We start from the raw sequence: 26,956 nt of genomic DNA on the forward strand, positions 1-26,956 counted from the left end.
AAGGGAGATGAGTTGGGTCAAAAAACCAGCCCCCACCCTCAAACCACCGGAAAATGAATCCGGAACGCCGCGCCGCCCATGGCCGAATCCCCCAGAGTCAACTGGGCGCTGTAGCTTTCGATGATGTCCTTGACCACCGCCAACCCGATCCCCTGCCCCGGATGCTGTCGATCCAGTCGTTCACCCCTTTGCAGAATCCGCGCCCGCTGATCCGGCGGCACGCCCGGCCCGTCATCCTCGACGCACAACTCAATCCCGCTAAGCGTTTCGCGCACGCTGATGCGCACTTCGCTCAGGCACAGGCGATAGGCGTTCTCCAGCAGGTTGCCCATCATCTCCAGCAAGGCGCCCTGCTCGATCGGCACGTAACACGGGTCCGGCAGGTCGAAAGCGACCCGCACCCGTTTGTCGCGGTAGACCTTGTCCAGCGTGTCGCACAGGCTTTGCAGCACCGGGCGCAGGCGCACCTGATGGCGTACCAGACCGCTTTTGCGCAGGCTGGCGCGCTGCAACTGATAGCTGATCTGCTGACTCATACGTTCGATCTGCGATTGCAGCACCCAGGCCTGGTCACGGTCCTGCGGGCGCTGGGCCATGTCCTCGCTGACGCCTTGCAACACGGTCAACGGGGTTTTCAGGCTGTGGGCCAAGTCATCGAGGGAATCGCGATAACGGCTGCGCTGCTCACGCTCGCTGTGCAGCAAGCGGTTGAGGGAACCGGTCAGGCGCAGCAGTTCACGCGGGTGTTCTTCGCTGAGGCTTTCGCGGGTGCCGCTTTCGATCTGGTCCAGTTCCTGGCTCAGCCGGCGCAACGCCTGCAAGCCCCAGGTCAGGCCGATCCACAACAACGACAACAACACCAGCAACGCCGCGCCAAACCCCAGATAGAGATTTTCCCGCAGGCCTTCAAGGGTGGCTTCGTACTCACGAACCGGCTGCAAGGCCACGATACTGAACGCCGCACTTTTACCGCCCAGCAGTTTGACCTCGACGTCATAGACGAAGAACTCATGACCATTGGCCTCGCGAATGCGTGCAAACTCGCTACCGCGCCCGTCGTAACGCGGCTTGTAGTTGATGATCTCTTCCTGGGAGGCCTTCGAGCGCCAGACCAGATGCCCCTCGCGGTCATAGATGTAGCCCAGCAAACGGCTGTCGGTGAGGTTGAAACGCTCATCGGGCAATTGCAAAGGCATCTGCAAGTGGTTGTTCTCCACCCGGGCAGCGGAGATCAGCGTGGTGACGTCCGAGGCCAGGCGTTGCTCAATGGAATCCTGCAACGCCAGGCTGAACGCGCCCTGCATCGCCGGCAGCAACGCCAGCATGAACAACACCGCCAACAGGGTGGCGGCGAGCATCAGGCGAACGCGAAGAGAACGAATCAAGTACAGCGCTCGTTGAACAAGTAGCCGAGGCCACGCACGGTGTCGATCGGTTTGAACCCGGCGGGACCTTCGAGTTTGCGGCGCAGGCGACCGACCAGCACTTCGATCACATTCGGATCACGCTCGTCGTCATCCGGGTAGAGCTGTTCCATCAAGCGGTCCTTGGCCACCACTTGCTGGTGATGGCGCATCAGGTACTCGAGGATCCGGTATTCGTATGCGGTCAGCGCCAGCGGCTGTTCTTCGAGTGACGCCTGCTTGCGATTGAGGTCGAGCATCAACGGCCCGGCGACAATGGTCGACTGAGTGAACCCGCTGGAACGGCGCAACAAGGCATTAAGCCGGGCGTCCAGCTCTTCGAACTGGAACGGCTTGACCACGTAGTCGTCGGCACCGGCGGCGAGGCCTTCAACCTTGTCCTGCCAGTTGCCGCGGGCGGTGAGGATCAGGATCGGAAAGGTCTTGCCCTGGGAGCGCAGCAGACGGATCAGGTCGAGCCCGCCCATGCCCGGCAGTCCGAGGTCGATCACCGCCAGGTCATGGTTGAACTGCTCGGTCTGATACAGCGCCTCTTCGGCGTTGCCCACGGACTCGACCACGTGGCCGCTATCCGTCAGGCGGGTTTGCAGGTGATGGCGCAGCAGCGCTTCATCTTCGACGACCAGCAATTTCATAACGCTCTCCCGGGCAAAACAACATCTCCAAAGGTGCAACGGCAAATCTCGATGGCGACAAGGTGAAGCTTGCAGCCATCCACCAGGCAGAACTGATCATAGCGACCCATGAGGTCTTCCTGACGCAGTTTAATGCCATTGTGCGAGGCCGACATGCAGTTGTAGGTGAGATTGGCACTGGCATGACTGTTTTGCTGGACCAGTCATTGGGGGCATTTCCTCATGCGCAGGCGCGTTTGATCATGGGTCTACATTACCGACCGGCCCCTGAACTCCCCCTGAACGCACTCTAAACCTGAGCTGAATCAAATCGACTAGGCTGTTTTGACGACTTTATTAAAAGGAGATCCGACCATGCGCATGTTCTTCGTCCTCGTTTTACTGGCCTTGAGCGGGCTGACTCAGGCTGCGATCAAGACTCAGGAAATTCCCTACCAAAGTACCGACGGTACAAAAATGATCGGCTACTACGCCTACGACGACGCGATCAAAGGCCCACGCCCGGGAATTGTGGTGGTGCATGAGTTCTGGGGGCTGAACGATTACGCCAAGCGCCGCGCCCGGGACCTCGCCGGTCTGGGCTATAGCGCGTTGGCTATCGACATGTATGGCGGCGGCAAGAACACCGAGCATCCGAAGGACGCCATGGCGTTCATGCAAGAAGCACTGAAGGACAGCGCGGTGGCCAGCGCACGTTTCCAGGCCGGGCTTGATCTGTTGAAACAACAGCCACAGACCGACCCGAACAAACTCGCGGCCATCGGTTACTGCTTCGGCGGCGGTGTGGTGCTGAATGCGGCGCGTCAGGGCTTGCCGTTGAAAGGTGTGGTGAGTTTCCACGGGGCACTGGCGACCAACACGCCCGCGACGCCGGGCAGCGTGAAGGCGAAAATCCTCGTCGAGCATGGCGCCAAGGACAGCATGGTCACCCCGGATAATGTGGCGGCGTTCAAGTCTGAAATGGACAAGGCCGGGGCCGACTACAAATTCGTCAGCCTGGCAGACGCCAAGCATGGGTTCACCAACCCGGATGCGGATCGCTTGAGCCATGGTGATCATGGCGGGCCGGATATTGGTTACAACAAGGCGGCGGATGCCAGTTCGTGGGCGGATATGAAGGCGTTCTTCAAGAAAATATTTAGCTGATCAGAGACACCGCGGCGCGGCTATCGCGAGCAGGCTCACTCCTACAGGGGATTTTCTGGGCGGCGTAGATCCCGTGTGGGAGCGAGCCTGCTCGCGAAAGCTTCACCGCCAATCTCGACCTTGGCCCGACTAACCGGCAAAATGCCCGCCATGAATCTCACCCCCGCCCTGCCCGCCTGCTGCACCGCGCTCGACAGCCATTGGCCGTTGCCCACGGTGTTGCCCGATACCGTGCTGTTCAGCACCCATTTCGATCCGTCCCGACTGCTCGGCGATGACTTCCAGCGCAGCGCCATCGAGCCGCCCGCGAGCATCCAGCGTTCGGTGGCCAAGCGTCAGGCCGAGTTTCTGGCCGGACGCGTCTGCGCCCGGGCCGCACTGCAACAACTGGAAGGGCTGAGCTTTATCCCGGCCATTGGCGAAGACCGGGCACCGGTTTGGCCTGCGCACATCACCGGTTCGATCACCCACAGCACCGGCCGGGCCGCGGCAATTGTTGCGAAGAAGGCCCACTGGCGCGGCTTGGGCATGGACCTGGAAAACCTGCTCAATGTCGAACGGGCCGAACGCCTGGCCGGGGAGATCCTCACACCGCCGGAGTTACAGCGCATGGCGGCGAGCGGGACCGATCAATTGGCGCTGCTGGTTACCCTGACGTTTTCGGTGAAGGAAAGCCTGTTCAAGGCGCTCTACCCGATCGTGCAAAAGCGCTTTTATTTCGAACATGCGGAAGTGTTGGAATGGACCGAGAGCGGTCAGGTGCGGTTGCGGCTGCTCACGGACTTGTCCAGTGAGTGGTGTAACGGGACCGAATTGGACGCGCAGTTTGGGGTGCAGGATGGGCAGTTGTTGAGCCTGGTCAGCATCAAGGCCTGAAGATCTTCAGTGTCTCGAGGGGCCTCATCGCGAGCAAGCTCGCTCCCACATTGAAATACGTTCCCTTGTGGGAGCGAGCCTGCTCGCGAAGAGGCCAGCCCCGCCACCACATATCTCAACGGCGCTCCTGATTGCGCGGCCAGCTCAGACTGAAGCACGCCCCACCCAGGCTCTTGCTCTTGCCGATGATCGCCCGGCCGTCATGCCAATGGATGATCCGCCGCACAATCGACAACCCCAGGCCATGCCCGCCAGACGCCCGCGTACGACTGTCGTCCAGACGCAGAAACGGCGTAAAAATCCGCTCCCACGCCACTTCCGGCACACCCGGCCCGTCATCCTCGACGTCGACCCGACAGCGCAATTGGCCGACCTGATAACTCACCGTCACTTTCGAATGCGCATGGCGCATCGCGTTGCCCACCAGGTTCTGCAGCGCGCGGTGCAGATATCGCGGCTCGGCTTCGACCCAGGCATCGTCGTTATCGGCGGCGGACAAACACAGCCCTCGCTGCACGGTGACCTCCGCACGCAACGGTGCCAGTTCCTCGATCACCTGATTGACCAACGCATCGAGATCGATGCGCTGGAAATTCAGCGCCGGTGAGCCTTGTTCCAACCGCGCGTAGGTGAGCATCTCGTCCACCAGTTTGTCGAGGTCCTCGATGTCGTGGTCCATGCCTTCGCGGTACTTTTCCAGTGCCTGGGGCGTGGTGGCCGAGCCGATCATCTCCAGACCAAAACGCAGGCGTGCCACCGGCGTACGCAGTTCATGGGACACCGCGCGCACCAGTTCGCGCTGAATCGCCAGCAGTTGCTGCAAGTGCTCGGCCATGCCGTTGAACGCCGCCGCCAGACGCCCGACCGAATCTGCGCCGCGCGCCGGCACGCGGGTTTCCAGGCTGCCCTTGGCGATGCGCGTGGCGGCGGCTTCGAGGCCACGCAAACGACGCTCCAGTTGCCGCACCAACAGATAGACGATCAAACCGATCAGCGTCAGCCCAAGGGCGGCGATCAGCACCAGCCATTCCGGCGGATACGGGTTCATCTGAAACAGCGGGCCGATTTCCAGCACCCACGGCGTGCCGACCATGCCGGCAAACACCCGGATCGAATCGCCACCCTTGCCCAGCGCCATCACCGTGTCGCCTTCGGACACCCGGCGACTCTGATCCTCGTCCATGTCGGCCTCTTCGACCGTGACCAGCCGCAGGTCGAAACCGAAGCCTTTATCTTCTTTCAATTGCGCCAGGCGTTTGGGTTGTTCGGCGACCGGGTAGCGCACCAGTTCATCGGCCAACAAGTAAATGGTCGCGCGGGCCAGTTGCTCGCTGATCTGCTGGACTTCCCCGGTGAGTACCAGTTGTTCCTTGTCACTGACCAACCGGTAAACCTTTGCTGCGTGAGGGCCGGTCTGTTCGACCAGCGCATGGCCACGCAACACACGGGTGCGCTGGGTCAGGTCGAGGTCGGTCTGGGCGAAGGTCTGCAACGACAAGGGAATGCCCAACAGACGCTCCCAGACCAGCAACGCCCGGTGGCGCTCGGTCTCGTTCATGGGTTGCAGGTTATCGGCCATCAGCGAAAACGTGCCGTGGGCCAGGCGTTCACGGTATTGCTCGCTGCGCACCTGGTTGAGCAGGTGCAGCGCCAGCACGCCGAGCACTGCCACCAGGACCAGCGCCGCACACATGCCGCCGTAGATGCGCAGGAAGATCGAGTTCACAGCGTGCAGGCTTCCGGAACGAACAGATAACCTTTGCTGCGCACGGTCTTGATCAACCGTGGGTGCTCCGGGTCATCGCCGATCTTGGGGCGAATGCGCGAGATGCGCACGTCGATAGAGCGGTCCTGGCCGTCATAACCGATGCCACGCAATGCGGTGAAGATTTCTTCCCGAGACAGGATGCGCCCGGCGTTGGCCACCAACAGCCAGAGCAAGTCGAACTCGGCGCTGGTCAGTTCGATGCCGTTGTCATTGAGCCAGGCTTCACGCAAAGCGTTGTCCACCACCAGCGGGCCGAACTGCAAACGCCGAAGTTTTTCCGGGGCCACTTCCGGCGCTTCGCTGCGGCGCAACAAGGCCTGGATGCGCGCCAGCAGCAACCGCGGGCGCACCGGTTTGCACACGTAATCATCGGCGCCCAGGTCCAGGCCGAGAATCTGATCGGCGTCATCGGTACGGGCGGTGAGCATCAGGATCGGGCCGTCATATTTGTCGCGCACCTTGCGGCAGATGCTCAGGCCATCCTCGCCGGGCAGCATCAGGTCGAGAATCACCAGGTCTGGCTGCTCCTTGATGATCCGCGCCGCCGCCAGGGCGCCATTGCCTTCGATTGCCACGCACAGGCCATTGGCTTCGAGGTAATCACGGGTCAGTTCGGCCAGACGTTGGTCGTCTTCGACAATCAATACCTGCCAGGCTTCTTGCTCCACGGGTGACCTCTGCTTGCCAACAACACTAATAAGGAAGGATCCGCCCGTCTTTTTGTAATGATTGGGGAGGATAAGAATGCTTGCGTACCGGCCGATTGTATAAACGTCGACTGCCGAGAAAACAAGTCGGCAAATGCGTTCGGACAACGCGGTTTTTTGTGATAGGGTTCGCGCCCTTAAAAACTGCCCCAACCGTTTTCAATCATGAAAATACCATGACAAACGGTCGACTCCAGTAGGGTCGCGGCCTACACGCTGTTTCCACGTTTCACACACAATTTACGCACAGGTTTATCCACAGGTAGTACGTTGCAATCACCCCCCAAAACGCATTATCTTGTACCTCGGCGCTAAAAAAACCCTACATGTAGGGTTTTCGCCCAAAAACCAAACACAAATCAGACACCGAATTCAAGCGCTTTTATTGCCTTTGTCTGGTTGAACCAAACGTATTTTCAGAAGACCAAACCGCACGAGCGGATGGCTGCTGTTTTTGACCCCCAAGCGGCGAAAACGGTACGGGTGTTGCAGTCCATAACTGTCACCCAAAAGGAATTCGGTTTTCAGCCTACGGCTTGAAACCAAAGACTTCGGCATGGAAGCGGCGCTCAAAAGGCCCCCTTCCTGAACTGTCCCGAAGTTGTTATGCCCGGCGCTCGCCGGTTGTAGTGCTTCAGGACGGAACGGTGGGCACCGTGATGGTGCCCAAACAAACATAGAGAACGTGGAGACACCCATGCAAACCGACACAACTCGCGAGAACCCGCAGGGCACCTTGCCGCAGGCCGCTGATTCGAATTCGGATCTGTCCGCCACCGCGCCTGGCCAACTGCGCGTGATCAAGCGTAACGGCACTGTCGTTCCTTACACCGATGACAAAATTACCGTCGCCATCACCAAAGCGTTTCTCGCAGTTGAGGGTGGCACCGCTGCTGCCTCGTCGCGAATCCACGACACCGTTGCCCGCCTGACCGAACAAGTCACCGCGACCTTCAAGCGTCGCATGCCTTCGGGCGGCACCATCCACATCGAAGAAATCCAGGACCAGGTTGAACTGGCCCTGATGCGTGCCGGCGAGCAGAAAGTGGCCCGCGACTATGTGATCTACCGTGACGGTCGTTCGAAAGAACGCGCTGCCCACGCGCCGACCGAAGAAGCCGTCAACGCTCACCCGTCGATCCGCATCACCCGCGCCGACGGCACCTTTGCTCCTCTGGACATGGGCCGCCTGAACACCATCGTCACCGAAGCGTGCGAAGGCCTGGCAGAAGTCGACGGCGACCTGATCCAGCGCGAAACCCTGAAAAACCTGTACGACGGCGTGGCCCTGACCGACGTCAACACCGCTCTGGTGATGACCGCCCGCACCTTGGTTGAGCGTGAGCCGAACTACTCGTTCGTGACCGCCCGCCTGCTGATGGACACCCTGCGTGCCGAAGGCCTGAGCTTCCTGGAAGTTGCCGAAAGCGCAACCCACCACGAAATGGTCGACCTGTACGCCAAGGCCCTGCCTTCGTACATCGCCAAGGGCATCGAATTCGAATTGCTGAACCCGATCCTGGCCACGTTTGACCTGGAAAAACTCGGCAAGGCAATCAACCACGAGCGCGATCAGCAGTTCACGTACCTGGGCCTGCAAACCCTGTACGACCGTTACTTCATCCACAAGGATGGCGTGCGTTTCGAACTGCCGCAGATCTTCTTCATGCGCGTGGCCATGGGCCTGGCGATCGAAGAGAAGAACAAAGAAGACCGTGCGATCGAGTTCTACAACCTGTTGTCGTCCTTCGACTACATGTCCTCGACTCCGACACTGTTCAACGCCGGTACCCTGCGTCCACAGCTGTCGAGCTGCTACCTGACCACCGTGCCGGATGACCTGTCGGGCATTTACCACGCGATCCACGACAACGCCATGTTGTCCAAATTCGCTGGCGGCCTGGGCAACGACTGGACGCCGGTTCGTGCCTTGGGTTCGTACATCAAGGGCACCAACGGCAAATCCCAGGGCGTTGTTCCGTTCCTGAAAGTGGTGAACGACACCGCCGTAGCCGTTAACCAGGGTGGCAAGCGCAAAGGCGCTGTCTGTGCCTACCTGGAAACCTGGCACATGGACATCGAAGAGTTCATCGAACTCCGCAAGAACACCGGTGATGATCGTCGTCGTACCCACGACATGAACACTGCCAACTGGATCCCTGACCTGTTCATGAAGCGCGTCTTCGATGACGGCAAGTGGACCTTGTTCTCGCCGTCCGAAGTTCCGGATCTGCACGACCTGACCGGCAAGGCTTTCGAAGAGCGCTACGAGTACTACGAAGCGCTGTCCGAGTACCCGGGCAAGATCAAGCTGTTCAAGACCATCCAGGCCAAAGACCTGTGGCGCAAAATGCTGTCCATGCTGTTTGAAACCGGCCACCCATGGCTGACCTTCAAAGACCCGTGCAACCTGCGCAGCCCGCAGCAGCACGTTGGCGTGGTTCACAGCTCGAACCTGTGCACCGAGATCACCTTGAACACCAACAAGGACGAGATCGCCGTTTGCAACCTGGGCTCGATCAACCTGCCGAACCACATCACCAACGGCAAGCTGGACACCGCCAAGCTGGAACGTACCGTGAACACCGCCGTTCGCATGCTCGATAACGTTATCGACATCAACTACTACTCGGTGCCACAAGCGAAGAACTCCAACTTCAAGCACCGTCCGGTCGGTCTGGGCATCATGGGCTTCCAGGACGCTTTGTACCTGCAGCACATCCCTTACGGTTCCGACGCTGCCGTCGAGTTCGCCGACAAGTCGATGGAAGCGGTCAGCTACTACGCGATCCAGGCCTCCTGCGACCTGGCCGACGAGCGCGGCGCGTACGAGACGTTCCAGGGTTCGCTGTGGTCCAAAGGCATCCTGCCGCTGGATTCGCAACAGATCCTGATCGAGCAACGTGGCCAGAAGTACATCGACGTTGACCTGAACGAATCCCTGGACTGGGCACCGGTTCGTGCCCGTGTACAGAAAGGCATTCGTAACTCCAACATCATGGCCATCGCACCGACCGCCACCATCGCCAACATCACTGGCGTATCGCAGTCGATCGAACCGACCTACCAGAACCTCTATGTGAAATCGAACCTGTCGGGCGAATTCACCGTGATCAACCCGTACCTGGTTCGCGACCTGAAGGCTCGCGGTCTGTGGGACTCGGTCATGATCAACGACCTGAAGTACTACGACGGTTCGGTTCAGCAGATCGAGCGCATCCCGCAAGAACTCAAAGAGCTCTACGCGACTGCCTTCGAAGTGGACACCAAGTGGATCGTTGACGCGGCAAGCCGTCGTCAGAAGTGGATCGACCAGGCTCAGTCCCTGAACCTGTACATCGCCGGCGCTTCGGGCAAGAAACTGGACGTGACCTACCGCATGGCTTGGTACCGTGGCCTGAAAACCACTTACTACCTCCGTGCCCTGGCCGCGACCAGCACCGAGAAGTCGACCATCAACACCGGCAAACTGAACGCTGTTTCCAGCGGCGGCAACCACGGTGACGATTCGGTCCTGGCAGCTCCTGCCGGTCCGGCACCAGTGCCAAAGGCTTGCGCGATTGACGAGCCGGATTGCGAAGCTTGCCAATAAGCTGAGCCGGTAAGCGCTTAACGGCGCTTATCTGAAACCCCCGATTAGTTCTCTGGACTGGTCGGGGGTTTTCTTTTGCCTTGGGGAAAGTGTTGGTCGGTCTGACGTCTTCGCGGGCAAGCCTCGCTCCTACAGATTCTATGTCGCTCCCAAGGCAAATGAACGACGCCAAATCTGTAGGAGCGAGGCTTGCCCGCGAAGAGGCCATCACCCACAACGCAAATTCAGAGACCAGCCTCAAATCCCGTGCATAAAAAAGCCCCTCTTCCGAGGGGCTCTTGGTGAAGCGCTACAACCCAACCAGCATCAGGTCATCTGAATGATGGTCTGCATGATGGTGCTCTGGGTGGAGATGGTCTTGGCGTTCGCCTGGTAGTTGCTCTGCGCCTTAATCAGGTTGACCAGTTCGTTGGTCAGGTTGACGTTGGACTCTTCCAGGGAGTTGGACTCGATAGAACCCAGAGTCCCGGTTTCCGGAGCATCGTAGCCCGGGATACCCGAAGAGAACGTCTCTTTCCAGCTAGTGCCGCCAACCGCTTGCAGGCCTTGTTCGTTAGTGAAGCTTGCCAGTGCAACCTGGCCGATAGCCTTGCTCTGGTTGTTGCTGAAGTTGGCGAACAGGGTACCGGTGCCGTCGATGGTCAGGTTGGTGATCTGGCCAGTGGCGTAACCGTCCTGAGTCGGGATCGAACGCGCGGTGTCAGCGTTGTACTGAGTGGTATTGGCCATGGAGATGGTCACACCGGCCGGGTTAGCGGCAGCGCCATTGGCTGTCCAAACGCCATTGGTCACAGTGCCTGGCACCCAGCTGTTAACCGTCAGGTTGCTGCTGATGATTGGAGCGCCGCCCGCCGGATTAGGCGTGCTGACCTGAGTCAACTTACCAGTGGCGTCAAACGACAGTGTCGAAGCGACCGGTGCAGTGGTTTTCGGGTCGCTGCCGGTAGCATCCGGGTTGCGGCCGTCTACCAGGGTGTAGACCTTCCAGGTATTGCCACCGGTTTTCACCAGGTATTGATCCATGGAGTGCTGGTTGCCCTGACTGTCATAGATCGGGGTGCTGAACGACTTGGTGTAGGTCGCCGTCAGAGTCGGGTCGAACTTGCCGGCCGGAACGGTATCGTCGATAACCGGAGCCGTCGAGTTCAGGTTGATCGTCGAAGTCACCAACGAAGTGGTCTTCGGCGCCAGGTTCGAAGTGTCAATTTTCAGATCGGTCAACACACCGTTGATGACTTTGCCATTGGCATCCACACCGTAGCCTTGCAGGCGCGAGGTGTAGTCGGTGTTGGTGATGTAACCATCGCTGTTGACCTTGAACGTACCGGCACGGGTGTAGGTCGTCGAACCGTTGTTGCTCAGGGTGAAGAAACCCGAACCGTTGATGCCCATGTCCAACACGTTACCGGTGTTGTTGATGTCACCTTGGGTGAACTGTTGGGACACGTTGGCCAGTTTTACACCGCTGCCGACGACTTGGCTGCCGCTGCCGAGTTTGGTCGCCGAATAGACGTCTTCAAACTCTGTACGGGAGGATTTGAAACCGGTGGTCGCGACGTTGGCGATGTTGTTACCGGTTACATCCAGTTGTTTGTTGGCTGCATAGAGACCGCTAAGGCCGATATTGAAAGACATATTCCACTCCTTTGTGCCGGTTAGTCGGCTCTATATACCAATGGTTTGAACTTTGGACAGGGCGACCGGGCCCAGGCCTGCGAGGTTGAGCGTCAGCTCGCCGCCGGTCTGGCTCAGGGTCACGCTGTTGACGGTGGCCGGCAGGTAAACCGCCAGGTCCGTCGCCGTACCGTTGACAGGCGCGCTGGCCTTGACGGTATAAGTGCCGACTGGAACGGTGGCGCCGCTCGAGTCCTTGCCATCCCAGGTGAAGGCAGCACTGCCTGCCGCCTGAGTGCCCAGATCGATGGTTCTGACTGTGTTGCCACTGCTGTCGGAAATGGTCACGGTGCCGCTGGCGATGGACGACGTCAGGTTCACTGAACCGTTAACCGCTTTGGTCGGATCATCAACCTGCAGTGAGTTGGTCTGCACGATCACCGAACGACCGACCAACGACGAAGCCTGCAACGCTTGCGAAGAGCTGAAGTTGCTGGCAATCGAGCTGACCGTGGTGTTCAGCGTGGTGATGCCTTCCAGACTGCTGAACTGGGCCAACTGGGCGACGAACGCACTGTTGTCCTGCGGGTCCAGCGGGTTCTGGTTTTTGAGTTGGGTCACCAGCAATTGCAGGAACGCGTCCTTGCCCAGTGTCTGGCCGCCGGTCGCGGCGCCGGCCAAAGAGCCAAGGCTATTCGCGGTGGAGCTGTTGGCCGTCACCGAGGAGTTGGCCAGAATATCGTTCATGCTGAGGCTGCTGGTGGTATCGGTAACACTCATCTGAGTCGCCCCTTATCACTGACCGAGGGTCAGGACCTTCTGCATCATGGTTTTGGCGGTGTTCATCATTTCCGCGTTGGTCTGGAACGAACGGCTCGCGGAAATCATGTCAGCCATTTCTTCGACGACGTTGACGTTCGGGTAGTAGACGTAGCCCTTGGCGTCGGCGGCCGGATGGTTCGGCTCGTAGCGCGCTTCAAGATTGCTCTGGTCTTCAACCACGCCCAGCACTTGCACGCCTTGACCGGCGGCGTCCTGGCTCTGGAACAGCGAATCGCTGCCGCCGTTCTGGCCGCCCTGGAACATGGTGGCGAATACCGGGTGACGGGCACGATAGGTCTGGTCGATGCTCGACGAGACGGTTTCGGCGTTGGCGATGTTCGAGGCAACGGTGTTCAGGCGAGTGGTCTGGGCACTCATGCCGCTACCGGCAATGTTGAAAACACTGGCAAGAGACATGACTTACTCTCCACGCAGGGCTGAAACCAGCCCTTTGAATTTGCTGTTGAGCAGGGTGAAGCTGGCCTGGAAGCCCACCGCGTTTTCCGCGTAGTTGGATTGTTCCAGTTGGGCGTCCACGGTGTTCTGGTCGATCGACGGTTGCATCGGCGTGCGATACAGCAGCGACTCGTCACCATTGCCCAGGCCTTCGGCTTCGATATGACGGCTGTTCGTCATGTTCAAGGCGAAAGTGCCGTTCTTGGTTTTCTCGTTCTGTGCGGCAAGCACCTTGGAGAAATCCAGGTCCCGAGCCTTGTAGTTCGGGGTGTCGGCGTTGGCAATGTTGTTGGCCAGGACTTCGGCACGCTGAGCGCGGAAGCCCAGGGCTTGTTCGTGGATACCGAGCGCTTTATCGAAGCTGATGCTCATGTCGGGAAACCTTCGGGTGACCTGATTTTTCGTAACGTGAACATAGCAAGCCGCGTGCCAATTAAAAAAAGCCCGTAAACCGGGCCTTTGCGGGCATCGGCAAGGCGGCAATGCCAGAAAAGCGGCAACGGGTTTCCGCCGCCTGCCGCTTTTCTGCCGCTTGCCTCCCTTGCCAGGTCAACGCAGATCCCCGTGGGGGCGAGCCTGCTCGCGAAGGCTGTGTGTCAGTCGGCAATTGTTTTTCTGACAGGCCGCCTTCGCGAGCAGGCTCGCTCCCACAGGGGGATTTGTGCTGTTCGTGGGAAATTGTTCAGGCATAAAAAAACGGCAGACCTTTGCGGGCCTGCCGTTTTTTGTGTTGCCGATGCAATCACTTCGCCTGGTAAATGATCCCCGGACTGCACTGGACCATTTGGTAATGGTCCGGCAAACCGTTCAGCGCTTCAGAAGCGCCCAGGAACAAGTAACCACCCGGCTTCAACGTGCTGTGAATGCGCAACAGGATGTCTTTCTTCACCTCGGCGGAGAAGTAGATCAGCACGTTGCGGCAGAACACGATGTCGAACTTGCCCAGCGCTGCGTAGCTATCGAGCAGGTTGAACGAGCGAAACTCCACCCGACTCTTGATCGGCGCCTTGATTGCCCAACGCCCCGGCCCTTTCGGGTCGAAGTAACGCTGCAAACGCTCGGGCGACAGACCGCGACCGATCGCCAGGCTGTCGTACTCGCCAGTCTTGCAGTTGGTCAGCATGGTGCCGGACAAGTCGGTGGCAACAATCTGCACGCCCATCTTCAACTGGCCCATGTTGACCCGTTCGAACTCGTCGATGGACATCGACAGCGAATACGGTTCCTGACCCGACGAGCAAGCCGCCGACCAGATGCGCAGACGTTGACCGGGAGCAGCCTTGATTGCTTCGGGCAGCACCTTGTTCTTCAAGACTTCAAACGGATAGGTGTCACGAAACCACAGGGTTTCGTTGGTCGTCATGGCATCCACCACCATTTCGCGCAAACCACTGCGCGGCTGGGTCTGGATGCGCTGCACCAGTTCACCCAGGGACTTGATGCCCTGCTGTTCCATCAGTTTGTTGAGACGGCTCGAGACCAGGTACTGCTTGTTTTCACCGAGCAAAATGCCACAGGCTTTTTCCAGGAATACCCGGAACTGTTCGAAATCCAAATTACCCGTAGACAAAGATACCGCCTCTTAAATCGTGTTGACCGCCAGGGGCAAAAGGCCCCTAGCTGATGTCTGCTGCTTTGATCCGGTCGACTACCCGGGATGCCAGGTCATCAGGACGGAATTTGGCAAGGAAGTCATCGGCACCGACTTTCTTGACCATCGCCTGATTGAACACACCCGACAACGAAGTATGCAGGATGATATGAAGCTTTTGCATGCGAGGGTCGTTGCGGATCTCGGCCGTCAGGGTGTACCCGTCCATCTCCGGCATCTCGATGTCGGAGATCATCATCAGGAACTCTTCTTCCGGCTTCTTGCCCTCGTCGACCAGCTTGCGCAGGTACTCCAGCGCTTGTTCGCCGTCGTTCAACGCCACCACTTCGACACCGATCGTTTGCAGGCAACGGGTCACCTGCTTGCGCGCCACCGACGAGTCATCGACCGTCAGCACTCGCAAGGACAAGGCCTTGTGCTGGGTTTCGACATCGACCACCCCCACCGAAATCGCTTCCGGTGTCGGCGCAACCTCCGCCAGGACTTTCTCGACATCGATGATTTCGACTAACTGATTGTCGACCCGAGTCACAGCCGTGAGGTAATGATCGCGTCCAGTGCCCTTGGGTGGCGGATGAATCTCCTCCCAGTTCATGTTGACGATGCGCTCTACCGACCGGACCAGGAAACCCTGAGTCTTGGTGTTGTACTCCGTGATGATCACGAAGGGATTGCTTTGATCTTTAAGTGCACCGGCACCGGTCGCCATCGCCAGATCGAGGATCGGGATGGTCGCCCCACGAATATTTGCCACACCGCACACGACGGGACTGGACTTGGGCATCAGAGTCAGTTTGGGGCATTGCAGCACCTCACGAACCTTGAACACGTTGATCCCGTAGAGTTGCTGGCCGTCGAGACGGAACAACAACAGCTCCAGGCGATTCTGCCCTACCAGTTGCGTGCGCTGGTTTACCGAATCCATTACACCAGCCATGCCCAGACTCCTACACCAACGCTAAGTTGTGTTGCGACGCACATTCATCACTAAACGGCACGGCGCTTGCTTTTTAACCCTTATGAACGATCAAACGACATTTTTCCGACGCCTGACATCAAACTACCGCAAATTGCTTTGCGTGATGTCGGCTGCTTGCCTGTTGACCCCTGGCAGCCCTGCCGTTGCTGATGCGGTTACCTTGCCTGACATGCTTATCGGCGTCACTCAGGGCTTTCTTGAATTCACCGTAGAGGACTATCTGGCTACCAGTCAAACGGAAGGTCGCTACGAAATCGAGGTCAAGCAGCTCGATCCGCGACTGCGCATGCCCATGTGCGACAAGGAATTGACAGCCTCCCTGGAAAGCCCGGCCACCCCCATCGGGCGGGTTACAGTCAAGGTTCGTTGCGAGGGCAGCTCCCCCTGGACCGTGTTCGTACCCGCTCAAGTGCACCTGTTTCGAGAGGTCGTCACCACCACTCGCCCGCTCAGGCGCGCCGGCATCATCGAACCGGGCGATGTCGTTTTACGCGAGCGCGACATCAGCTTGATCAACCAGGGGTATTTCACCTCGGTTGACCAGGCCATCGGACAGAAACTTACCCGACAAACGGTAGGCGATCAGGTCATCACCCTGGTCCATCTCGAACAGGCGGAAGTCGTACGCAAGGGTGATCAGGTGGTGATTACCGCACGCAGTGGTACGCTCAGTGTGCGCATGCCGGGCGAAGCGCTCTCCAATGGTGGCCTGGCTGAACAGATAAGGGTAAAAAACCTCAATTCCATGCGAGTCATCAAGGCGCAAGTCACCGCGCCAGGCCAAGTGGAAGTGTCCATGTAGGGCTCTCTGTTTTGTGAAGCTATGGCGCGCCGCCTGGCTGTTGCCTAAACTGTGCCCCATGCAGGACAAGTGCTGGCGCATGCGGCTCATTGCTTAAATGAGCCTAAAGTTTTCGCAGGGATTGCCGAAAACATGGCAAGCGTCCAAATACCCAGAGGTTTTTTTATCATGGTCATCGATTTCAGCCGTTTAAACAGCTCCTCGCCACTTACGGGCAGTACACGTACCAGCGTTGCCAAGGAAACCGCCGACGCCGGCAAATCCGCACCGCTGACTACCCCGGCCGAACAGGCCAGTACCGTCACAAGCGGGGAATCGGTACATCTCAGCAATGAGGCTCAACAGTTGCAAAAGGTCACTGACAAGCTGCGCGATCAGCCTGCCGTCGACAACGCCCGTGTGGCCGAGTTGAAAGCAGCGATTGCCGATGGCAGCTATAAAGTCGACAGCAACCGTGTAGCCAGCAAACTGCTCAACTTCGAAGCCCAGCGCTAGGCCATCGCCTGCGCCAGGCTTTTGGACGCTTAAAACCCAAGGCCAGCCATGCACGACACTAATCTACTGCAACTGATCACCGACGACTTTGCTCCAGCTCAACGCTTGCTGGCGTTATTGCAAACCGAGTCCCTCGCCTTGCACGGTCGCGACATGCCACTGCTTGAAGAAATTCTGGCGGAAAAACAGGCATTGATCATTTTGCTCGAACAGCATGGCCGCAAGCGCAGCGAAATCCTCGCCAGCCTGAACCTGCCCCTCACTCGCGCCGGCCTTGAGCAACTCGCCAGCCATTCGAGCATTGGCGGTCAGTTGCTGGAACAAAGCGATGTGCTGACCGATCTTCTGGCTCAATGCCAGGCTGCCAACGTCAAGAATGGCCAGTCGATCCTGATACAGCAGGCCGCTACGGCCAATCAGCTGAAAATCCTCACCGGTGGCGAACCTCCAGCGCTCTATGATGCACGCGGATCAACTGCCAAGATGGCCGGGCCTCGTCCGCTCAGTCAGGCTTGAGTCCGCTAATGAGCACGCCCTATCAAGACGCGAAACATGCTGGCAGAATGCCGGCTAGTAGTCATATTTTGTCTGGAGATTGATGAACCGTGTTCAATGCCTTAAGTGCGGAAGATGCTCCGCAGCCACCCAAGGTGCTCACCACACCCCTGGAAATCTCCGGCAACCTGCGCCAGCTGCAAGACAGCCATGATCCGCTGATCATCACGTTCCACGAACGTAGCCAGCGCTTCCAGAGCTATCTGGTGGACATCGATCGTGACAGCAACATGATCGCCCTGGACGAGATGATCCCCCGTGACGGTGAACGCTACCTGTTGGCCGGCGAACCATTCCGGGTCGAAGGCTTCCACGACGGTGTGCGCATTGCCTGGGAAAGCAACGGTCCGTTGACCATCGACGAGTCTGGTGGCGGTCGTTGCTATCGGGGCGCGCTGCCGACCGAGGTGGTTTACCACCAGCGTCGCAATGCCTTTCGCGCCGCGTTGAAGCTGGCGCAACTGGTTAATGTCGAACTGGGCGGTGAAAAACTCAAGTCGCCAATCAACGGCAAGTTGCTGGATATCTCTGCCACTGGCTGCAAGCTGCGCTTCGAAGGCGATATCACTTCCAGCCTGCAACTGGGCCAAGTCTATGACCGCTTCATCGCCGCCCTGCCCTTTGGCAGCATGACGGCCCCGGTTGAACTGCGTTACTTACACTTCGAAGAAAGAATCTCCACCACGTTCGCCGGCGTACGCTTTCACAACATGAGCGGCCTGGTGCAACGGCAGGTCGAGCGCTTCGTCTATCAGCTTCAGCGCGAAGCCCGGCGCTTCGACAAAGACGACATGTAAGCACTGCGCTTCAATAAAAAACGGGCAGTCCCTTGCGGTGACTGCCCGTTTTTTTATGCATGGATATTAAGGTCTGGCCTCGGTGAAGCTTTGTTCGCGACCTGTGTCCGGGTCGTGCGGTTCTTCCGGGGACGGATCGGTTTCAGGTTTCGGCTCAGGGTCCGGTTCAGGATCGATCGGGTTCTGCATCTGATCCTGCACCACTTGCTCATCGACCCGCGGGTCAAGGGCTGCCACCAGCGGTGAACTCGACATGCTGTCAGGCATGGCCACGTGATGCAGTGGCGCATCGTCGACCTGATGCAGGTTGGTCACCGCTTTCGGGCGAATCCGCCACACCAGCACCAGCGCAAAGAAGCTGAAGAAGGCATACAGCATGTGGCTGCCGAACAGTTTCATCAGCACCCCGGCCACCAGCGGCCCGATACTGGCTCCGACGCCGTAGGTCACCAAAAGCATCGCTGTCAGGGAAACCCGACGATCCCCCTCAACGTGGTCATTGGAAAACGCCACCGCCAACGGATACAGGCAAAACTGCACCAGCGAACAGAAGAACCCGGCGATGAACAGCACCTCCAGCGGCACTTCGGTCATGATCGCCAGCGGCAACGCAGCAACGGCCAGACACAAAGCGAAGCAGCGGATCAGCAACGCCCGGTCATAACGATCAGACAACCAGCCCAACGGCCACTGCACCACCAGACCGGCAAAAATGCAGCTACCCATGAACAGACCGACCTGCTCGGTCGAAAGCCCTTGTTGCGAGGCATACAACGGTGCCAGACCGTAGAACGAACCGACGATCAACCCGGCCCCCAACACCGTGCTCAACGACTGCGGCACTCGCTTGATGAAGAACCGCGGCTCCATCGGTGCCGGATGCAAAGGCGCCGGGTGAATGCGTCGGGTCAGGGCCACCGGCACCAGGCACAACGCGAAGCACAAGGCGACCAGCATCAGCAGCTCCAGGCCCAAGGCCGGGTGCAGAACCAGAATCAGCTGCCCCAACACCAGCCCCAGGTACGAGGCAATCATATAACCGCTGAACACCAACCCGCGCTGCTTGGCTTCGGCCTGCTCATTGAGCCAGCTCTCGATGACCATGTATTGGCACATCATGCCAAGACCCACGATCACCCGCAGAAACAGCCACGCAGGCAACCAGTTGATCAAGCCATGGCCCAACACTGCCGCGCCGACAATCCCGGCACACGCTGCATAGGCACGAATATGCCCGACCCGGGCAATCAACCGGTGGCCGATTTTGCCGCCCAGCACCAGGCCAAAATAGTTGGCCGCCATCAACGCACCGACCCACAAGCTGTCGACATGGTCAGCCGCCAGGCGCAAGCCCAGATAAGTACTCAACAGACCCGAGCCGATCAACATCATCAGCGAGGCGAAATACAGCGCTCGAAAGGATTTCCAGATTTGGCGCATCGGCGTTCCGAGCGGCTCCTTGCAGTGAGTATCGGGCTAGCGAGAACGATAGCCCGAAGACGACGGGTCGTCAGGCCTGGGCTGCTAAAACACGCCGTTCCCAGGGAGTAATTTCATCAAAGAAGCTGGTCAGTTCCATGGTCTTCGAAGCGATGTAGCCTTCGATGAACTCCTTGCCAAACAGTTCCATCGCCAATTGGCTACGTTTCAGACGTTCAAGGGCAGCGTGCAAGGTACATGGCAACGAAAGATTATCCGGCACCACGAATTCGCCCTGAATCGCCTCACTCGGCTCCAGCTCGTTTTCGATGCCGTGCAGCCCGGCGGCCAGGCTTGCGGCAATCGCCAGGTACGGATTGGCATCGGCGCCAGGCAAGCGGTTCTCGACCCGACGGGCCACCGGCGAACTGGCCGGAATACGCAGACCCGCCGCACGATTATCGTGGGACCAGCAGGCATTATTCGGCGAAGCAAACGGGTGGCACAAGCGCTGATAGGAGTTCACGTTCGGCGCAAACAACGCGGTGAAGTCGGCCATGCCGGCCTGCTGACCGCCGATGAAATGACGGAAGGTCGCCGTTGGCTGCCCGGCCTCATCGCTGAACACGTTACGCCCGCTGCCGATCTCGACGATACTTTGGTGAATATGCATCGAACTGCCCGGCGTGTGCGCCAACGGCTTGGCCATGCACACCACCGTCAAGCCGTGCTTGAGCGCAACTTCTTTGAGCAGGTGCTTGAATAAAAAGGTCTGGTCAGCCAACAGCAACGGATCGCCGTGCAGCAGGTTGATCTCGAACTGGCTGACGCCCATCTCGTGCATGAAGGTATCGCGAGGCAAGCCAAGGGCGGCCATGCATTCGTAGACTTCACTGAAGAATGGTCGCAAACCGTTATTGGAACTGACGCTGAACGCCGAATGACCGTCCTCGCGACGACCGTCCAGGCCAATGGGCGGCTGGAACGATTGCGTCGGGTCGGTGTTGGGCGCGAAGACAAAAAACTCAAGTTCGGTCGCCACCACTGGCGCGAGGCCATGTGCGGCGTAACGCGCGATAACCGCTTTGAGTTGGCCGCGGGTCGACAGACGGGAGCTTTCCCCGGTCAGTTCATCCGCATCACAAATGGCGAATGCCCGAGGCTGTTTGCTCCACGGCAAACGGTGGATTTGAGCAGGGTCCGCAACCAGCGCCAAGTCGCCATCATCGCTGCCGTAAAAACGCGCCAGCGGATATCCGCCCATGATGCATTGCAGCAGCACACCCCGCGCCATCTGCAACCGCCGCCCTTCCAGGAAACCCTCGGCAGTCATTACCTTGCCCCTGGGTACGCCGTTCAAATCCGGCGTAACACACTCAATCTCATCAATGCCCGTCAATCGCTGAGCGAGTGAACGCTGGCCATCGGTTGTCATGACGCAATCCTTGTTGTTGTGCGAGCCGCGAACGGCGACCCGTACAAAATAGGCTCCGCCCGTTCGGAATATCAAGCACTGGCGAACAAAAAACCAAACCGATGTCCCACACCCCGGTAGGAGCTGGCGAAGCCTGCGATCTTTTGATCTTGTCTGTAAAAAGTCAAAAGATCGCAGGCTTCGCCAGCTCCTACAGGAACGTGTATCAGGGCAAGTAGAGGCTGAAGACGCCACCGCCCAGTGGACCGCCGTTGCTGATGCGCGTGTATCCGCCAACGCCGTTGCGCTGATGCAACGCAGCGATGCGCCCGGCGAAGTAAAGGCCCAGACCAGTGCTGCCGGTGCTGTGGTTGATGCCCTGCACGTAATCGTCCTGGCGCTCGATCATCTCGGGCGGATAGCCTTCGCCATCGTCGTTGATGGTCACCACCAGTTGACCGGCCTCGTCGCTAACCGTGATCAACAGCGCATCGCGTGCGTAACGGATAGCGTTGTTGATGCTGTTGGCCAGCACCGAAGCAACCAATTCCCGGTCAAAGAAACCCAACGGGCTCAGCGGGTCCACTTCGTAGGTCGCCATGATGCCGCGACTGGCGAACACCTCCTGATGCGCGGCCAGTTGCGCTTCAATAAAGTCATCCAGCTCATGGTAAGCCGGCTGCAATGGCATCTGGTTGACGCCGAGCTTATAGAGCCCGAGCAACTGCACCAGCATGCCGTTGAGGTGGGCGAACTCGAAGTCGATGACGCCCTGTTCCTTGGTGTGCTGCTGATCGGGCAAGCGCGCCAGCCATTGGCTGTGAGCCTGCATCAGCATCGCTAGAGAGTTCTTCATGTCGTGCACGGTAGAGGCAATTACCGTGGAGAAGTCGAGTGCCTGTTCGCTGTCGTTCATTCGCCAAACGCCTTGCTTCGCAGCTTCTGATAACGGGGAAAACGGGTGTCGGTATCGGGCATCAGGCCGACCGTTTTCAGGCAGGTCCGGCACTCTTCGAGTTCCGCCGATGGGACATTGGTGTCAGTGCCATGCAGCAGCGATTGCGCCATGTTCAGCGCAATACTGATGTTCTTCGGTTGCAGCGCCAGGGCTTTGCGGAACACATCCCGTGCTTCCACCAGGTTACCGGTCTTGTACACCCGCACGCCCTGTCGGTTGAGGTCGGCGGCGGCGTTACTGGCATTGAGGATAGTCGGATCGTCAGTCAACTTGGCGATGCCCTGCATCACTGTCGGATCGTCACCGTAGATCTCCGCACAGTTTTTAAGCATCGAAGCGCCCGCAGTGGCTTGCCCGAGCATTTGCAGTTGCTTGGCCACCAGCAGCGCCGCTTCGGCACTCATGAATTGCTCCATGCCATCGAGGCGCATCATCGCTTGTTCGGTGAGCTTCTCGGCGGTCTCGGCATCGTTGAGCAGCAGGCTGGTAGCCTTCATCAGCCGTGCACGAATCTGCAGGCCCGGGTCGGAGGGGTTCTCCTTGGCCACAGCACTGAGGGTCGTGTTGATTTCCAGCCGAGTCCGAGTGTCCAGCCCCTTTTCGCTGCCCTTGCTGATCAAGGCGTGGGCCAGGCCAAGGTTGCTTTCGGCATCCTTGAAGCGAGACTGGGCACCTTGAGCCACCGCCTGGCGATAGGCTTTAGAGGCAGTGTCAAAATCTTCGTTGGCCATCGCCAGTTTACCCAGCAACGCTTGCCGGCGGACCGCCAGTGGCGACAGGCGAATGGCTTCCTCCAACACGCGCTGGGCACCCTTGGTATCGCCTTGCGAGACCAACACATCGGCCATGCCGTCATAGAGCGCCGGCATCATCGGGAATACTTTCAGCGCTTTTTCATAGACGCCTTTGGCCTGGGCAACCTGGCCGCGCTTGAACAGCAACTTGCCCAGCCCGGCAAACGCCCATGGCAAAGGCCGATCAGCGATGATGCCGTCGTAAAGACGTTCCAGCGCTTCGTTCTGGTTCAGGTCGCGCAAGGCATCGGCGCGATAACGCAGGCACAGCGGCGAGTAGCGGATGTCTTGCTTGCACAAGGCGATACAGGCGTTGAGCACCTCGACCGGTTTACCCCGGTCAAGCGCCTGCAGGATCGGCTTGAGCAACGTCTTTCGCTGCACCAGCCGTTCCAGCCGCTGGGCCAGACCAGAACGGTTGAACGGCTTGGTCAGGTAAGCATCGGGCTCGTGCTCCAGGGCGCTGAGCACCATGGCCTGACTGGTTTCGGCGGTGACCATGACGAACACACTTTCATGGCTGATCAGCTTCTCGATCATCAGGTCTTCAAGCACCTGCTGACCGTTTTTCTTGCCATCGCCCAGATGAAAATCCTGCAGGATGAAATCGTAGGACTTCTGCGCACACATACGCAGCGCCTGCTCACCGGTATCAGCGGTGTCGACATCCTTGATGCCCAGCTCCCGCAGCATGGACCTGACGGAGCTGCGGAAATCCGAGAAATCATCGACGATCAGAAAACTCTTTTGGTGATACGACAGCATCGAAGATTTCCAGGCAATTTAAGAAAGTGGCAATTTCAGGCGCGCAGATGATAGCTGGCGGCCAAATGCTATCAAGCGATTTCGCTCGACTTTGAAGTCACCGAGTGGGTTATCGGCCAGAAGTAGCGTTCTCTGAAGCCAGCGCTTCAAGATTCCTCGCCCAACGATTACCCTGCGCGCCTGTATAACTACTCAAAACAAGGATGACTGCGTGTACATCAAGGGACGTTGCATTGTGTCCGCTTGCGCAGCGCTGTTTGTTCAGCAAGCGATGGCGGCCGGAATGGATTGCACAAAAGCGGCGAATGTCGTCGAAAACACTATCTGCGCAAGTAAAGAGTTGCATGAACTTGATGCGCAGATGGGCATGGTTTATCGGGGATTGATGAAGGCATCGGTACAGACGCAGCCTGAACTTAAACGTTCTCAACGGCAGTGGCTGGACACCCGGAATGAGTGTGCAGAGGATGTTTCTTGCCTGGATCAGCACTACCGCGAGCGCCTGCAATTGTTGCAAGCGGCGTGGAAGGCAGCGGTTGTCTTCAAACCGAATGACATCGATAAACAAGTAATGGACGACCTGCAACAGCGCATTCAAGCGATGAGCAAAAAAGATCCGGAGTTTGCCCTGGAACGGACACTTGCCTCATTGTCGATCAAAAGCCCCCTGACAACCTTTTACGCAGAGTCTGACGATGGTCAATATTCTGAAAAAACGCACTTCCCGAAGTCCTCTCCCAAGGGCGTTACCCAGAGCGAGTGGAAGGCTATGCAAGCCTCAAACCTGGATGCCGACACCGAACTTGGGCAGACTACGTTCAACTTGCTTGATCTGGACGGAGATGGACAGCGCGACCTGATCGTTCAGACCTACACTGGCGGCACCGGGCTGTTCAGCTTCTTCGAAACCTACCGCCGTGACGGTGACCGGCTCACCCGCAGAACCGCAGCGCTGGGCCAGGAATCAGGTATTGGCAGTTCGCTTTACTCCATCAGTGATCGCGGCGCCAATCAGTCCGTGAACTGGATCAGCATTCGCGGCAAGGTCTATGCCGCGTATCGCGACAGCTCGTATGGAGTCGATAACGTCTATTTGCTCAGTCCGCTGCAAATTAACGTGGAAGTACCGTTGGTAGAAGTACGCTACCGTTATCGACTGAGCATTCCCCGCACACAGCAAAAAGAAGACAAAAAAACCACTTACACGCTGAAACCCGGCCTGCATCGGGCGCTGGCGAAAGGTTTGGCCACGATAGATAAAGAGTCATACGGGAACGGGGAGGAGAGAAAGCCAATTTGTCCTATTCCTCCTTCAGCCAATGACAGCGAGGAATACTACGGTTACGGCGCGGGCTATTACGTGATCGAGCCTGTTGCTGACTTCCCGGTGATCATCGCAAGTGAGTGTTTTATTGCGAGGATGAACAATCACTACGGCGACTACAGCAAGAAAGATGGACTGTATGCGCAAATGACCGTGCGCAAACCGGGCTCGGTAGACGACCGCGAGCGCGAGTACACGGTCAATGGCCGTCGAAGTCTGAACGACGTCACCACGTCAATTGCCAAGTTCGAAACAGACGAATCCAATTGACCGCTGTTTCTGAAACTTTCAAGCGATCAAAGCGCTTATTGCTGTACGAACTTTCCTGCGGGCAAAACAAAACCCCAACTGCTTTCGCAATTGGGGTTTCGGAATTTAATCTTGACGATGACCTACTCTCACATGGGGAAACCCCACACTACCATCGGCGATGCATCGTTTCACTGCTGAGTTCGGGATGGGATCAGGTGGTTCCAACGCTCTATGGTCGTCAAGAAATTCGGGTACCGAATCGTGGCCAGATGGCCTCGCTTCAGCAAATTGGGTATGGGATAGTTTTCGGTGTTTTGTGCTGCCTTTTTAGGGGCGGTCGAACTTTCGGTTCGTTTCGTCTTCACACACCGCAATCTGGTGCTCTTTCGCTTTTCAGCTCGAAGCAAGCAAATTGCTTGGGTGTTATATGGTCAAGCCTCACGGGCAATTAGTATTGGTTAGCTCAACGCCTCACAGCGCTTACACACCCAACCTATCAACGTCGTAGTCTTCGACGGCCCTTCAGGGGACTCAAGGTCCCAGTGAGATCTCATCTTGAGGCTAGTTTCCCGCTTAGATGCTTTCAGCGGTTATCTATTCCGAACATAGCTACCCGGCAATGCCACTGGCGTGACAACCGGAACACCAGAGGTTCGTCCACTCCGGTCCTCTCGTACTAGGAGCAGCCCCTCTCAAATCTCAAACGTCCACGGCAGATAGGGACCGAACTGTCTCACGACGTTCTAAACCCAGCTCGCGTACCACTTTAAATGGCGAACAGCCATACCCTTGGGACCGGCTTCAGCCCCAGGATGTGATGAGCCGACATCGAGGTGCCAAACACCGCCGTCGATATGAACTCTTGGGCGGTATCAGCCTGTTATCCCCGGAGTACCTTTTATCCGTTGAGCGATGGCCCTTCCATACAGAACCACCGGATCACTAAGACCTACTTTCGTACCTGCTCGACGTGTCTGTCTCGCAGTCAAGCGCGCTTTTGCCTTTATACTCTACGACCGATTTCCGACCGGTCTGAGCGCACCTTCGTACTCCTCCGTTACTCTTTAGGAGGAGACCGCCCCAGTCAAACTACCCACCATACACTGTCCTCGATCCGGATAACGGACCTGAGTTAGAACCTCAAAGTTGCCAGGGTGGTATTTCAAGGTTGGCTCCACGCGAACTGGCGTCCACGCTTCAAAGCCTCCCACCTATCCTACACAAGCAAATTCAAAGTCCAGTGCAAAGCTATAGTAAAGGTTCACGGGGTCTTTCCGTCTAGCCGCGGATACACTGCATCTTCACAGCGATTTCAATTTCACTGAGTCTCGGGTGGAGACAGCGCCGCCATCGTTACGCCATTCGTGCAGGTCGGAACTTACCCGACAAGGAATTTCGCTACCTTAGGACCGTTATAGTTACGGCCGCCGTTTACCGGGGCTTCGATCAAGAGCTTCGCGTTAGCTAACCCCATCAATTAACCTTCCGGCACCGGGCAGGCGTCACACCCTATACGTCCACTTTCGTGTTTGCAGAGTGCTGTGTTTTTAATAAACAGTCGCAGCGGCCTGGTATCTTCGACCGGCATGAGCTTACGGAGCAAGTCCTTCACCCTCACCGGCGCACCTTCTCCCGAAGTTACGGTGCCATTTTGCCTAGTTCCTTCACCCGAGTTCTCTCAAGCGCCTTGGTATTCTCTACCCAACCACCTGTGTCGGTTTGGGGTACGGTTCCTGGTTACCTGAAGCTT

General features: G+C 58.1%; 22 protein-coding genes and 2 rRNA genes (1 of these 24 only partly in view). 8 read left to right on the forward strand and 16 right to left on the reverse strand.

All coding sequences use genetic code 11. The annotated features are described in order from the left end of the window. Positions 1-38 precede the first annotated feature (38 nt). Complete coding sequence (locus JFT87_RS25440) at positions 39-1,385, reverse strand: ATP-binding protein (RefSeq protein WP_201205888.1); 1,347 nt, start codon at positions 1,383-1,385, stop codon at positions 39-41. Next, positions 1,382-2,059 carry a response regulator transcription factor gene (locus JFT87_RS25445; protein WP_201205890.1) on the reverse strand — a complete coding sequence of 226 codons (678 nt, stop codon included), beginning with the start codon at positions 2,057-2,059 and terminating at the stop codon, positions 1,382-1,384. The genes JFT87_RS25440 and JFT87_RS25445 overlap by 4 nt, the downstream gene beginning before the upstream one ends. Before the next feature lie 354 nt (positions 2,060-2,413). On the opposite strand from JFT87_RS25445, the gene JFT87_RS25450 reads away from it, so the two are divergent. Continuing rightward, positions 2,414-3,205, forward strand: coding sequence for a dienelactone hydrolase family protein (locus JFT87_RS25450; RefSeq protein WP_201205892.1), 792 nt, complete (start codon positions 2,414-2,416; stop codon positions 3,203-3,205). A gap of 150 nt (positions 3,206-3,355) precedes the next feature. Further along, positions 3,356-4,081, forward strand: a complete 726-nt coding sequence (locus tag JFT87_RS25455) for a 4'-phosphopantetheinyl transferase family protein (protein WP_201205894.1) — start codon at positions 3,356-3,358, stop codon at positions 4,079-4,081. 115 nt (positions 4,082-4,196) lie between these two features. Here JFT87_RS25455 and JFT87_RS25460 read toward each other — a convergent pair whose 3' ends face one another. Together JFT87_RS25460 and JFT87_RS25465 are read right to left on the reverse strand one after the other, a co-directional pair. Further along, positions 4,197-5,807 carry an ATP-binding protein gene (locus JFT87_RS25460; RefSeq protein WP_201205896.1) on the reverse strand — a complete coding sequence of 537 codons (1,611 nt, stop codon included), beginning with the start codon at positions 5,805-5,807 and terminating at the stop codon, positions 4,197-4,199. Next, positions 5,804-6,517: a winged helix-turn-helix domain-containing protein gene (locus JFT87_RS25465; RefSeq protein WP_201205898.1), complete on the reverse strand. Its 714-nt coding sequence runs from the start codon at positions 6,515-6,517 to the stop codon at positions 5,804-5,806. The genes JFT87_RS25460 and JFT87_RS25465 overlap by 4 nt, the downstream gene beginning before the upstream one ends. 736 nt (positions 6,518-7,253) lie before the next feature. On the opposite strand from JFT87_RS25465, the gene JFT87_RS25470 reads away from it, so the two are divergent. Further along, complete coding sequence (locus tag JFT87_RS25470; protein WP_201205900.1) at positions 7,254-10,148, forward strand: ribonucleoside-diphosphate reductase subunit alpha; 2,895 nt, start codon at positions 7,254-7,256, stop codon at positions 10,146-10,148. Positions 10,149-10,454: 306 nt separating this feature from the next. On the opposite strand, the gene flgE is transcribed toward JFT87_RS25470, so the two are convergent. The 6 genes from flgE to JFT87_RS25500 all read right to left on the reverse strand — a co-directional run bounded on the left by flgE (position 10,455) and on the right by JFT87_RS25500 (position 15,589). Then, entirely contained in the window at positions 10,455-11,783 is a 1,329-nt protein-coding gene (gene flgE / locus JFT87_RS25475; protein ID WP_201205902.1) for a flagellar hook protein FlgE, read from the reverse strand. Positions 11,784-11,813: 30 nt separating this feature from the next. Then, a complete protein-coding gene (flgD, locus tag JFT87_RS25480) occupies positions 11,814-12,542 on the reverse strand; it encodes a flagellar hook assembly protein FlgD (RefSeq protein ID WP_201205904.1) in 729 nt (242 codons plus the stop codon). Between the two features lie 15 nt (positions 12,543-12,557). Then, a complete protein-coding gene (gene flgC, locus JFT87_RS25485; RefSeq protein ID WP_054054819.1) occupies positions 12,558-13,001 on the reverse strand; it encodes a flagellar basal body rod protein FlgC in 444 nt (147 codons plus the stop codon). Between the two features lie 3 nt (positions 13,002-13,004). Further along, complete coding sequence (gene flgB, locus JFT87_RS25490) at positions 13,005-13,412, reverse strand: flagellar basal body rod protein FlgB (protein ID WP_201191654.1); 408 nt, start codon at positions 13,410-13,412, stop codon at positions 13,005-13,007. Between the two features lie 370 nt (positions 13,413-13,782). Further along, positions 13,783-14,610: a protein-glutamate O-methyltransferase CheR gene (gene cheR, locus JFT87_RS25495; RefSeq protein WP_007899126.1), complete on the reverse strand. Its 828-nt coding sequence runs from the start codon at positions 14,608-14,610 to the stop codon at positions 13,783-13,785. 46 nt (positions 14,611-14,656) lie between these two features. Then, a complete protein-coding gene (locus tag JFT87_RS25500; protein WP_201205906.1) occupies positions 14,657-15,589 on the reverse strand; it encodes a chemotaxis protein CheV in 933 nt (310 codons plus the stop codon). Positions 15,590-15,671: 82 nt separating this feature from the next. Here JFT87_RS25500 and flgA point away from each other — a divergent pair, with 82 nt between their 5' ends. The 4 genes from flgA (at position 15,672) to JFT87_RS25520 (ending at position 18,280) form a co-directional block, all read left to right on the forward strand. Further along, entirely contained in the window at positions 15,672-16,433 is a 762-nt protein-coding gene (gene flgA / locus JFT87_RS25505; RefSeq protein ID WP_201205908.1) for a flagellar basal body P-ring formation chaperone FlgA, read from the forward strand. A 168-nt stretch (positions 16,434-16,601) separates the two neighbouring features. Then, positions 16,602-16,928 carry a flagellar biosynthesis anti-sigma factor FlgM gene (flgM, locus tag JFT87_RS25510; RefSeq protein WP_201205910.1) on the forward strand — a complete coding sequence of 109 codons (327 nt, stop codon included), beginning with the start codon at positions 16,602-16,604 and terminating at the stop codon, positions 16,926-16,928. A 48-nt stretch (positions 16,929-16,976) separates the two neighbouring features. Further along, positions 16,977-17,444, forward strand: a complete 468-nt coding sequence (locus JFT87_RS25515; RefSeq protein WP_201205912.1) for a flagella synthesis protein FlgN — start codon at positions 16,977-16,979, stop codon at positions 17,442-17,444. 89 nt (positions 17,445-17,533) lie between these two features. After that, positions 17,534-18,280: a flagellar brake protein gene (locus tag JFT87_RS25520; protein WP_201205914.1), complete on the forward strand. Its 747-nt coding sequence runs from the start codon at positions 17,534-17,536 to the stop codon at positions 18,278-18,280. A 66-nt stretch (positions 18,281-18,346) separates the two neighbouring features. Here JFT87_RS25520 and JFT87_RS25525 read toward each other — a convergent pair whose 3' ends face one another. From JFT87_RS25525 to JFT87_RS25540, 4 genes are all read right to left on the reverse strand, one after another. Continuing rightward, the gene (locus JFT87_RS25525; protein ID WP_201205916.1) at positions 18,347-19,720 is read right to left on the reverse strand and encodes an MFS transporter; all 1,374 of its coding nucleotides are present in this window, start codon (positions 19,718-19,720) and stop codon (positions 18,347-18,349) included. 70 nt (positions 19,721-19,790) lie between these two features. Further along, positions 19,791-21,032, reverse strand: coding sequence for a glutamine synthetase family protein (locus JFT87_RS25530; protein WP_201206755.1), 1,242 nt, complete (start codon positions 21,030-21,032; stop codon positions 19,791-19,793). A gap of 307 nt (positions 21,033-21,339) precedes the next feature. Beyond that, a complete protein-coding gene (locus tag JFT87_RS25535) occupies positions 21,340-22,029 on the reverse strand; it encodes a sensor histidine kinase (RefSeq protein ID WP_201205918.1) in 690 nt (229 codons plus the stop codon). Further along, entirely contained in the window at positions 22,026-23,630 is a 1,605-nt protein-coding gene (locus JFT87_RS25540) for a tetratricopeptide repeat-containing response regulator (protein WP_201205920.1), read from the reverse strand. The genes JFT87_RS25535 and JFT87_RS25540 overlap by 4 nt, the downstream gene beginning before the upstream one ends. Before the next feature lie 211 nt (positions 23,631-23,841). Here JFT87_RS25540 and JFT87_RS25545 point away from each other — a divergent pair, with 211 nt between their 5' ends. After that, entirely contained in the window at positions 23,842-25,224 is a 1,383-nt protein-coding gene (locus JFT87_RS25545) for a lysozyme inhibitor LprI family protein (protein ID WP_201205922.1), read from the forward strand. A 109-nt stretch (positions 25,225-25,333) separates the two neighbouring features. Here the strand turns inward: JFT87_RS25545 and rrf are convergent. Next, positions 25,334-25,449 (reverse strand): 5S ribosomal RNA (rrf, locus tag JFT87_RS25550). A gap of 184 nt (positions 25,450-25,633) precedes the next feature. Continuing rightward, positions 25,634-26,956: ribosomal RNA gene (locus JFT87_RS25555) — 23S ribosomal RNA — on the reverse strand; it runs 1,571 nt beyond the window's last position.

The organism is Pseudomonas sp. TH15, assembly GCF_016651105.1.
Taxonomy (GTDB): domain Bacteria; phylum Pseudomonadota; class Gammaproteobacteria; order Pseudomonadales; family Pseudomonadaceae; genus Aquipseudomonas.

What these genes read in the sequence shown, in the direction of transcription:
- JFT87_RS25445 (WP_201205890.1), bottom strand. Translation starts at nt 2,059, where the DNA reads ATGAAATTGCTGGTCGTCGAAGATGAAGCGCTGCTGCGCCATCACCTG.
- JFT87_RS25450 (WP_201205892.1), top strand. Translation starts at nt 2,414, where the DNA reads ATGCGCATGTTCTTCGTCCTCGTTTTACTGGCCTTGAGCGGGCTGACT.
- JFT87_RS25455 (WP_201205894.1), top strand. Translation starts at nt 3,356, where the DNA reads ATGAATCTCACCCCCGCCCTGCCCGCCTGCTGCACCGCGCTCGACAGC.
- JFT87_RS25470 (WP_201205900.1), top strand. Translation starts at nt 7,254, where the DNA reads ATGCAAACCGACACAACTCGCGAGAACCCGCAGGGCACCTTGCCGCAG.
- flgE (WP_201205902.1), bottom strand. Translation starts at nt 11,783, where the DNA reads ATGTCTTTCAATATCGGCCTTAGCGGTCTCTATGCAGCCAACAAACAA.
- flgD (WP_201205904.1), bottom strand. Translation starts at nt 12,542, where the DNA reads ATGAGTGTTACCGATACCACCAGCAGCCTCAGCATGAACGATATTCTG.
- flgC (WP_054054819.1), bottom strand. Translation starts at nt 13,001, where the DNA reads ATGTCTCTTGCCAGTGTTTTCAACATTGCCGGTAGCGGCATGAGTGCC.
- flgB (WP_201191654.1), bottom strand. Translation starts at nt 13,412, where the DNA reads ATGAGCATCAGCTTCGATAAAGCGCTCGGTATCCACGAACAAGCCCTG.
- JFT87_RS25500 (WP_201205906.1), bottom strand. Translation starts at nt 15,589, where the DNA reads ATGGCTGGTGTAATGGATTCGGTAAACCAGCGCACGCAACTGGTAGGG.
- flgA (WP_201205908.1), top strand. Translation starts at nt 15,672, where the DNA reads ATGAACGATCAAACGACATTTTTCCGACGCCTGACATCAAACTACCGC.
- flgM (WP_201205910.1), top strand. Translation starts at nt 16,602, where the DNA reads ATGGTCATCGATTTCAGCCGTTTAAACAGCTCCTCGCCACTTACGGGC.
- JFT87_RS25515 (WP_201205912.1), top strand. Translation starts at nt 16,977, where the DNA reads ATGCACGACACTAATCTACTGCAACTGATCACCGACGACTTTGCTCCA.
- JFT87_RS25525 (WP_201205916.1), bottom strand. Translation starts at nt 19,720, where the DNA reads ATGCGCCAAATCTGGAAATCCTTTCGAGCGCTGTATTTCGCCTCGCTG.
- JFT87_RS25530 (WP_201206755.1), bottom strand. Translation starts at nt 21,032, where the DNA reads ATGACTGCCGAGGGTTTCCTGGAAGGGCGGCGGTTGCAGATGGCGCGG.
- JFT87_RS25535 (WP_201205918.1), bottom strand. Translation starts at nt 22,029, where the DNA reads ATGAACGACAGCGAACAGGCACTCGACTTCTCCACGGTAATTGCCTCT.
- JFT87_RS25540 (WP_201205920.1), bottom strand. Translation starts at nt 23,630, where the DNA reads ATGCTGTCGTATCACCAAAAGAGTTTTCTGATCGTCGATGATTTCTCG.